The organism is Hydrocoleum sp. CS-953 (assembly GCF_002260545.1).
In the GTDB taxonomy this organism is placed as follows: domain Bacteria; phylum Cyanobacteriota; class Cyanobacteriia; order Cyanobacteriales; family Microcoleaceae; genus Trichodesmium.
Genome location: NZ_LGSU01001272.1, coordinates 1 through 9,064, shown reverse-complemented (window position 1 = coordinate 9,064; position 9,064 = coordinate 1). Strand labels below are relative to the sequence as shown.

Sequence of the window (9,064 nt, the reverse complement as noted above, 5' to 3'; positions counted from 1 at the left end):
CCTTAGTTGTTTGCTTCCTACTTTCTATTACCTAAATTTTTTATGATAAATAAACTCGAACAAAAGCAAAATTTATATTTACACATAGATGGGGATATACCTGAAGATTTAAAAAAAGGTACTTTAATTTCACTACAGAGAAGTACACCAATGAAAATTTATAATTTAGGGTTTCAACCAGCAAAATCAATACCAGAAATACCCCGCTGGTTTCTGCAAAAATATGCCTCTTTACCTTTCAAAATTTTAGAACCTTTTGCTGGAGCTGGTACAACAATAGCAGATGATTTGATGCTTGTCTTTGGATTAAATCAAGAAATTAAAGCGAGAAATAAACAATATTGGGGAAGAGAATTAGGAATGTGTTGGGAACGAATAGTCAAAGAAATTTGTAGGCAAACTTGTGATAATTTTAATGAAGCTATCAGAGATGGTAATGATGAATTATGTGACTTTGTAGTTGGGTTAGATGCAATTGATACAAAATATAGAATTGGTTCAGGAGATTGAGGAACTATCAAGAAATTCAGGCAGTATGCAGTTAGACTAAATACTCTAGGATATAATCCTGTTTTGCTAATACTAAGAAATGATAATTTGCCTCAAGCTATCAAGACTTGCTCTATGGCAGGTTGGCAAGTAATGTCAGGAAATAACACCTTTAATTATATAAATCAAACTACAGGATTTGATTTGAAATCATGGTTACAAAATAGAAGCAATTTATATACTATTTTTCGGCTAGTTTTTTTCCCTTGTTTNCTATCAAGACTTGCTCTATGGCAGGTTGGCAAGTAATGTCAGGAAATAACACCTTTAATTATATAAATCAAACTACAGGATTTGATTTGAAATCATGGTTACAAAATAGAAGCAATTTATATACTATTGAGTAATTAATGTTAAAAATTTCTATCAATATCCCAAGATTTCATCAACAGTAAAAGTTACATTAGGCAAAGCTTGAATTGTCACAGTTTCACCCCTTTGAAAAGTCTGCACAGTCTCATAACCATTCGCAGTAGGTTGTCGGTAAACTTCCAGACATTCTTCAGTCAAATTCACTAACCAAACCTCAAAAATATTATTCTCAGCATATAAAGAAATTTTTACTTCTCGATCATATTTAATTGTTGTATCGGACACTTCTATGAGAAGAAATACATCTTCCGGTTGAGGTTGTTGAGTCTCATAAAAATCTGGTCGTCGTTGCAGCAAACTTACATCTGGTTGTGGTTCAGAAGTATTATTCAATCTTACAGGATCTTGAATTCCCACAGTAACAGTTTTTGCTAAACGCAAAATGAAAAGTTCGGCAAGACGTTTCACACAAGCTGAGTGACGAATACCCATAGGGGACATATTTATAATTTCTCCTCTGATTAGTTCTACTCGTTCATTTTCAGTAAATACTCCTGCCTCCAGCATTTTATAATACTCGTCTACAGTAAATAGTCGTCGCAATAATTCTACAGACATTATCAACTCTTTGAGAATAATTAATTATATGAATTTATTGTACAAAAATTATCAACTCCTTGTGTACTATCCAAGCATTAAACAACAACTTATACTAATTCAAACAGAAGTGAAAACTGCTATAATTTTCAAAACCTGTACTTACAGTAACAGGACTTACACAGAGCTACTACATATAGCGGAAAAAACTATATCGTTATAGTTTTTGAACTTTATATATACGGTCTTTGCGTAAGTCCTAAGTAATAAAAAAAATATCAATATTGTTGATTTATTTTAAATATTAATAAGAAAACTTACAATTTGGTTCCGTTACTACTAATAATCCATTAAAATATCTGAATTTAGAATTAGTCTTTAAAATAAAATAAACGAGCAATGATTTCAAACTCGTCCAACTCCGAACAATCTCAGCCAGAAGGAAAACCTCCGCATCAACTAGAAGAGGAAGAAATACTACGCGATATTATGTTGAGAGGTCGGGAGTTTACCCTAGCTGATGTTATTGGTCAAGAAGGTGGTGCTTTTATGAAAGGGGAATCTCCAGTTCCTAAAGTGGTGCAGGTGAAGACTGAAATTAATACTTTAATTAGCCAGAATTTGCAGGATGTCTCAGGAATTTTACAAGCAGTTCTATATAGGTGGGTTGAGGAAGATACAGCCCGAATTAGTAAACATTTAGATGCACCATTGCAAGCTTTATTGGGATTATTGAAATCCATTTTAGATAATCCCCCAATCCTTTATGAGTTAGTACGTCAAGTCGATATGCTGTGGGGAGAAATCAATAATGAGCGACCTTATTTTCAGCGTCCGGGGCAGCCACCTCATCCCGATGATGAATATACCCATGAATCAGTTTATCAACAGCTTGTTGAACTTACCTTTTGCCTCAATTCTAAGCCTGAGCAAGATTGACTTTACCTAATTATTAATTATTAATTATTAATTATTAAATAATTATGGTTTAAAGCCTCCCCTTTTAAAGGGAAAAAAAGAAATCATATTTCCTGATCTTCAATTCCCGCATTTGTTTTAACCAGAGGTAATTATCCATTATCAATTATCAATTAATGAAAGGTGTGTCTTTTGACCATTCACTAAAGATGGTGCTTTGCTTTCTGGTGCATTAGGGCGGGTTTATATAAATCTTAGAGTAAGCATGAAAATTCTAGTTAAAACCCGCCCCTACCCTTTGCACCATTTTAGCTGTGTCGGTCCAGTAGGGTGCGTTAGGTAACGTAACGCACCTTAACTGACGATTGCTCTTACCATAACTAGAAATAAAGTTAGTATTAATTTTAACTATCAAACTTTATCCTACTACTTCAGTTGCTAATACTAACTCAGAGTTTTCTATTGGAGGTGCAATTCGTTATAATTGCTAGGATAGACCACAAATTCCTAGAGCGATCGCTAAACCTTACTTAAAACTAACGCAGCATTTTGTCCCCCAAACCCAAAACTCAAACATAAAACATTTTCCACCTGAGACTCACGACCATACCTAACCAAATCTAAATCAAATTCTGCATCATTGAATCCCACACAGGGAGGTAAAACCTGATTTTCTATCGCCATTAAACAAAATGCTACCCCCAACGCTCCAGATGCTCCCAATGTATGACCAGTCGCTCCCTTTGTCGAACTAACTGCTACTCTCTGAGGAAAAATGTGCTGAATTAAATTAGCTTCGTGGCGATCGTTTAATTGAGTTGCCGTTCCATGAGCATGAACATAATCAATATCTTCAGCAGCTAAACCACTTCTTTTTAAACATTGAGCGATCGCTGACAATGCACTTTTGCCACTCAAATCTGGTGCATTACCATAACTTGCATCATTTGTCAAACCACAACCCCGAATTTGACCATAAATTTTAGCCGATCTTTGCCGTGCAAACTCAGCCGACTCCAATACCAAAATAGCTGCTCCTTCCCCCAAAACCAATCCTTCCCGACTGCGGTCAAAAGGATAAGCACCTGTTTGAGCCAAAGCCCCCATTTTTCTAAATCCTGCTATAGTAAGAGGTGTAATAGGAGATTCCACAGCACCCGCAATAACCTGTTGACATTGACCAGTTTCAATTAACTCTACAGCACGAGCGATCGCCCATATCCCCGTTGCACAAGCAGCCATTGGAGCTAGCACAGGGCCAGTTGTACCTATCTGACTCGCGGTGAAAATAGCAGGTTGATGAGGCAACAGATTAATAAACGAGCCATCATCTTGTTCCAGATTATCTTGCTGAGAATCTTGAATAAGTTGCTTTTTTGCCAACTTTTCTAGCATTCCTTGATAGCCACGACTAGAACCTATAACCACACCACATTCAGGTAGTGGAAGTGTCAAACCAGAAGATTTGACAGCAGTTTCCACAACTTGCTTAGTTAAGCTAGTTAAATCAACAGGTTGAGAATTAATCAAAGCCAAGGGAAGGGGAGGTAATTCTGCAAAAGGTTGATTTAACCCAACAGCAGACTTACCCTCAAGTAGTTTTTGCCAACTTTGATTGAGGTTTCCTAAAGCAGAAGTGATACCTATACCTGTAACTACAACTTTCACAGTTAAGTTATACCAAAAATTACTGTAGCACCTTTCATGTTGCGCAGCAAAAAGTTTTGAGTCTATAAAATCTTACTTTTGACTTTTAACTTTTAACTTCCTGTGGGTATGGTTAAATTTTCCAAACCCTCAACCACTTTAGCAGACTCAATGCGATCGCCACCTTCAATTTTATCAACAACTTCTTTCATCCCTTGTGTTACATACCCAAATACTGCATAGTTACCATTTAGGAAAGGAAGGTCAGTTAAAGCAAAATAAAATTGGGATGAAGCAGAGTCAGGAGGCTGAGAGCGTGCCATTGCCACAGCACCTCTTGTATGAGATAAAATAGGTTGCTGTTGAATACGAGCGCTTTCAAAAGTTTGGCTGTAAATTGGTTCAGTAGCTTTTTGAGGTTTAATTTCTAGAGGAATATAACGTTCCCTACCAGTTTTTGGATCGATAAAACCTCCTGTACCTAACCTACTCTCTGGAAAATTGATATCTTTACTTTGAGGATCGCCTCCTTGAACCACAAAAGGTTGAGGTTCACGCACTACCCGGTGAAAAGCCAAACCATCATAAACCCCTTTTTGAACTAGATCCACAAAATTACCTGCTGTAAGAGGTGCATTCATGCCATCTACTTCTATTGTTACAGGAGAACTATTAATAGTCATTACGACCGTTGCTTTACCATTGAGTCTAGGTAAGTCACTATAGTTAGCAGCTAATTGTGTTTGACTTGATGGAATTGGGGTAGAAACATCCGTATTAGAAACCGAGTTGGCAGTACATCCTGTAATTAAAAAAGTTGCAACTATAATTAGTGACAACAACCATTGGCTGATTTTTATTTGCATTTTCACTAAAAATTCAATCTTGGTTTTTTGAATCTAAAATCTGAATATATAGCAATCCTAAATAGTTTGTAACATTTTATCGTAGGGGTTTGGTCTCCAAACCAGAGCAAAAATTGGATTTATAAACCAAACCCCTACAGTTTTTTTTTNTTTTTTTTTCACGAATCATTTAGGATTGCTATAGCAATTAGGACATTCTTACGCCTCTCAAATTTAGTTCGTGCTACGAATTTAACTTCTGACTTCTTTTATATAAGCCCTAACCGTATCTCCAGAAAATAGGTCCTGGTGGAGAAGTAATTGATAAAAAATGGGTAATAATTGATTTGATGATTGGATGAGTGGGAGATATCTAATACACCCCATCTCCCCACCATCTCTCCAGACTCCCGTACAGACGTTGCATAACAAAAATGCGTTTCATGTCGCATAGCGAAACGTCCCTACCCCTACTCCCCTACTCTCAATCTATAATTTTAAATAGATCCTTTCAGGGGTTCTATAACCCTTCCAAAGGAACTTGGAGAAACTTTGCGAGTTGAGCAGCCTCATTTTCCAATTGAGACAAGGCCAATGGCTGACCTACACGGGTAAGAGGTATTTGCCTACTATCTTTGAGGCGGAGATATATAGCTCTACGAGGATTGAGACCTTCTTTAATATCTACTTTAATCGATTGGACATTTTCCGTAGTACAATTAAATTCTACTTTACGGTTTTTACCAGGAAATCCCCAGCGAAAAATCATAATCTGGCCCTTGTCTTGGTTAAATTCATTGTAGCCACCGCCAATGTCCCAAAAAATAGTTAACCACAAAAAAATGCCATAGAGTGTACCAATAAGGCCATAAAATCCCATAGCTATTCCTTGGGGTAAGAAGTNACATTTTCCGTAGTACAATTAAATTCTACTTTACGGTTTTTACCAGGAAATCCCCAGCGAAAAATCATAATCTGGCCCTTGTCTTGGTTAAATTCATTGTAGCCACCGCCAATGTCCCAAAAAATAGTTAACCACAAAAAAATGCCATAGAGTGTACCAATAAGGCCATAAAATCCCATAGCTATTCCTTGGGGTAAGAAGTTAAGTTGGCTAGGGTCGGCAACAAGTAATAGGTTAACTTTCAGATAGCTAGAGATCCCAGATAAGAGGAAACCAATACCTCCCATACTGACAATTATGGCCCAGAAGTAATTACTTAGACGACGAGACCCAATAATTTCTTGATGCAGTAGGCCATTGCCTATTGAAGCTTGAGTAGTCATAAATCCTCTATGTTATTAACAGCCTTCGGCTGGAAGTCAGGAGTCAGGAGTCAGGAGTCAGTAGAATTTTTTGGGTGCTATAGATACGGGGAGCTAGCTCCTGGCACCGAAGCCTTATAGGGTATAAATCCCCACCGTCACCCATGGTGTCCAGAATTGGTTGGGGTTTGGAATCCCCACGAACATCTATTCTGTCTCCAGAATTTCTGTCTCCTTACTCCTTCTTCAATTCTAAATTTTAAAATTTTTTCGACTNGAGTCAGTAGAATTTTTTGGGTGCTATAGATACGGGGAGCTAGCTCCTGGCACCGAAGCCTTATAGGGGTATAAATCCCCACCGTCACCCATGGTGTCCAGAATTGGTTGGGGTTTGGAATCCCCACGAACATCTATTCTGTCTCCAGAATTTCTGTCTCCTTACTCCTTCTTCAATTCTAAATTTTAAAATTTTTTCGACTCATATACTCATATACTCATATACTCATATAATGAGTGTCTAAAATCTAAAGTAAAGTTCAAACAAATTTAAGGTACTAGGGATAGACGATAATTGCAAAATTTATTAAATATATATATACTTATGTTAACTTGCTTAATAAAACCATTTTTTTCATCAAAGCAAGAGAATTGACTGAGTTGACATTACGTCATCAAGCTTTATTATGCGATAGTTATTCAAAGTAATGAAGCTGATAGATTTTTTCCATCTGCTAGGTACTTATTCTAGTTGGGGTCATGTAATGGATATGCTATTAAGTATCATCACCTTTGATAGCCCAGAATGTGATATATCTATAAACAGCGTATGAGATACAAGTCAAGTATCAATTTGAGATATGCGGTGGGCTTGACCGTGAATGTCTGTGGAGGTCGTGCTGCTGACAGTGGCCGTAGAAGCAGAAAGTAAAGATTAAAATGTCACTAATTGGGACGTTTTATATCAGTTTTATGAAGCAGGATATAAAATTTAGTGTCAGGAACTCTAAAGCTAAAAGCTAGGGGCGGATGACTTCCTATCCTAGGATTTACGGTCAACAGAAGACCCAGAGTTTGAGACATTTTATACCAAAAACATTTTGCTGAACAAGGCTATCCATTAGAGCTTGGATGGCTCCTAAAAATCAGCCACATCAAAAACTTTATATTCCCTGAGGAGGTTCTACTAAGTGGTAACGACACTCTCTGATTCTATGATGGGAGGCCGTGATATAGAATCCACCGGTTTTGCCTGGTGGTCTGGAAACGCCCGTCTAATTAATCTATCCGGTAAACTGCTGGGCGCTCACGTTGCTCACGCAGGTCTAATTGTATTCTGGGCTGGAGCAATGACTTTGTTTGAAGTTGCTCACTATGTACCAGAAAAGCCAATGTATGAGCAAGGCTTAATTCTAATGCCCCACGTCGCTACTATAGGCTGGGGTGTGGGTCCTGGTGGTGAAGTAACTGACATTTTTCCATTCTTTGTAGTAGGTGTTTTACACTTAATTTCATCTGCTGTTCTTGGTTTAGGCGGTATTTATCACGCTGTCCGTGGTCCAGACACTCTCGAAGAATACTCTTCTTTCTTCGGATATGACTGGAAAGATAAGAACCAGATGACTAACATCATTGGCTACCACTTAATCCTATTAGGTTGTGGTGCATTATTGTTAGTTTTCAAAGCCATGTTCTTTGGTGGTGTATATGATACATGGGCACCAGGTGGCGGTGATGTACGGGTAATCACTAACCCTACTCTTAATCCTGCTGTTATCTTTGGTTATTTGACAAAGGCACCTTTTGGTGGTGAAGGCTGGATCATCGGTGTTAACAACATGGAAGATATTATTGGTGGTCATATCTGGATCGGCCTAATTTGTATCTTTGGTGGTATTTGGCATATTTTGACTNATATGATACATGGGCACCAGGTGGCGGTGATGTACGGGTAATCACTAACCCTACTCTTAATCCTGCTGTTATCTTTGGTTATTTGACAAAGGCACCTTTTGGTGGTGAAGGCTGGATCATCGGTGTTAACAACATGGAAGATATTATTGGTGGTCATATCTGGATCGGCCTAATTTGTATCTTTGGTGGTATTTGGCATATTTTGACTAAGCCTTTTGGTTGGGCACGTCGTGCTTTCATCTGGTCTGGAGAAGCTTATCTTTCCTACAGTTTGGGCGCTCTGTCTTTGATGGGTTTAATTGCTTCCGTTTATGTGTGGTTTAACAACACTGCTTATCCTAGCGAATTTTACGGCCCAACTAACGCTGAAGCTTCTCAGGCTCAGTCTTTTGTATTCTTAGTTCGTGACCAAAAATTAGGTGCTAATATTGGTTCTGCTCAAGGTCCTACTGGTCTTGGTAAGTACCTGATGCGCTCTCCTACTGGTGAAATCATCTTCGGTGGTGAAACAATGCGTTTCTGGGACTTCCGTGGTCCTTGGTTAGAGCCTCTTCGTGGTCCTAACGGTCTAGACTTGAACAAACTTAAGAATGATATTCAGCCTTGGCAAGTTCGTCGTGCTGCTGAGTACATGACTCATGCTCCTAATGGTTCCATCAACTCTGTAGGTGGTATCATTACTGATATTAACGGCTTCAACTATGTTAACCCTCGTGCTTGGTTAGCTGCTGCTCACTTTATTCTTGGTTTCTTCTTCTTAATTGGTCACTTATGGCACGCGGGTCGCGCTCGTGCTGCTGAGGGTGGTTTTGAGAAGGGTCTCGACCGTCAAACTGAGCCAGTGCTATCTATGCCTAACCTTGACTAATATTTAGTCACTGTATTTAGCTCGTTTATTGCTAAAATTGTTTAAAAACCTCGCCTAATTTGGGTGAGGTTTTTATTTTTTATATAGCGCTACGCGCTAGGGAATAGGGAATAGGGAATAGGGAATAGGGAATAGGGAATAGGGAATAGTA

The 9,064-nt window shown here is 38.2% G+C and carries 5 protein-coding genes and 5 pseudogenes; 5 read left to right on the top strand and 5 right to left on the bottom strand.

The window, feature by feature from the left end; all coding sequences use genetic code 11:
- Positions 1-42: 42 nt before the first annotated feature.
- The gene (locus tag AFK68_RS22410) at positions 43-510 is read left to right on the top strand and encodes a hypothetical protein (RefSeq protein WP_094675218.1); all 468 of its coding nucleotides are present in this window, start codon (positions 43-45) and stop codon (positions 508-510) included.
- A gap of 405 nt (positions 511-915) precedes the next feature.
- Here AFK68_RS22410 and AFK68_RS22405 read toward each other — a convergent pair whose 3' ends face one another.
- Positions 916-1,479 carry a Uma2 family endonuclease gene (locus tag AFK68_RS22405; protein WP_094675216.1) on the bottom strand — a complete coding sequence of 188 codons (564 nt, stop codon included), beginning with the start codon at positions 1,477-1,479 and terminating at the stop codon, positions 916-918.
- Between the two features lie 378 nt (positions 1,480-1,857).
- Between AFK68_RS22405 and AFK68_RS22400 the strand changes: the two genes are divergently transcribed.
- Complete coding sequence (locus tag AFK68_RS22400; RefSeq protein ID WP_210407563.1) at positions 1,858-2,397, top strand: hypothetical protein; 540 nt, start codon at positions 1,858-1,860, stop codon at positions 2,395-2,397.
- A gap of 498 nt (positions 2,398-2,895) precedes the next feature.
- Here the strand turns inward: AFK68_RS22400 and AFK68_RS22395 are convergent, their stop codons facing one another.
- The 4 genes and pseudogenes from AFK68_RS22395 to AFK68_RS46100 form a co-directional block, all read right to left on the bottom strand.
- Positions 2,896-4,044 carry a beta-ketoacyl-ACP synthase gene (locus tag AFK68_RS22395; RefSeq protein WP_094675214.1) on the bottom strand — a complete coding sequence of 383 codons (1,149 nt, stop codon included), beginning with the start codon at positions 4,042-4,044 and terminating at the stop codon, positions 2,896-2,898.
- Positions 4,045-4,136: 92 nt separating this feature from the next.
- A complete protein-coding gene (locus tag AFK68_RS22390; protein WP_094675212.1) occupies positions 4,137-4,889 on the bottom strand; it encodes a peptidylprolyl isomerase in 753 nt (250 codons plus the stop codon).
- Between the two features lie 499 nt (positions 4,890-5,388).
- A pseudogene (locus AFK68_RS22385) lies at positions 5,389-5,771 on the bottom strand (photosystem I assembly protein Ycf4); the annotation flags it as partial.
- A 204-nt stretch (positions 5,772-5,975) separates the two neighbouring features.
- A pseudogene (locus AFK68_RS46100) lies at positions 5,976-6,155 on the bottom strand (photosystem I assembly protein Ycf4); the annotation flags it as partial.
- Between the two features lie 1,022 nt (positions 6,156-7,177).
- Between AFK68_RS46100 and AFK68_RS22370 the strand changes: the two are divergent.
- The 3 pseudogenes from AFK68_RS22370 to AFK68_RS22360 form a co-directional block, all read left to right on the top strand.
- Positions 7,178-7,341, top strand: a pseudogene (locus tag AFK68_RS22370) (photosystem II protein D2); the annotation flags it as partial.
- 4 nt (positions 7,342-7,345) lie between these two features.
- Positions 7,346-8,044 (top strand): annotated as a pseudogene (locus AFK68_RS22365) (Photosystem II reaction center protein); the annotation flags it as partial.
- Between the two features lies 1 nt (position 8,045).
- Positions 8,046-8,913 (top strand): annotated as a pseudogene (locus tag AFK68_RS22360) (Photosystem II reaction center protein); the annotation flags it as partial.
- Positions 8,914-9,064 lie beyond the last annotated feature (151 nt).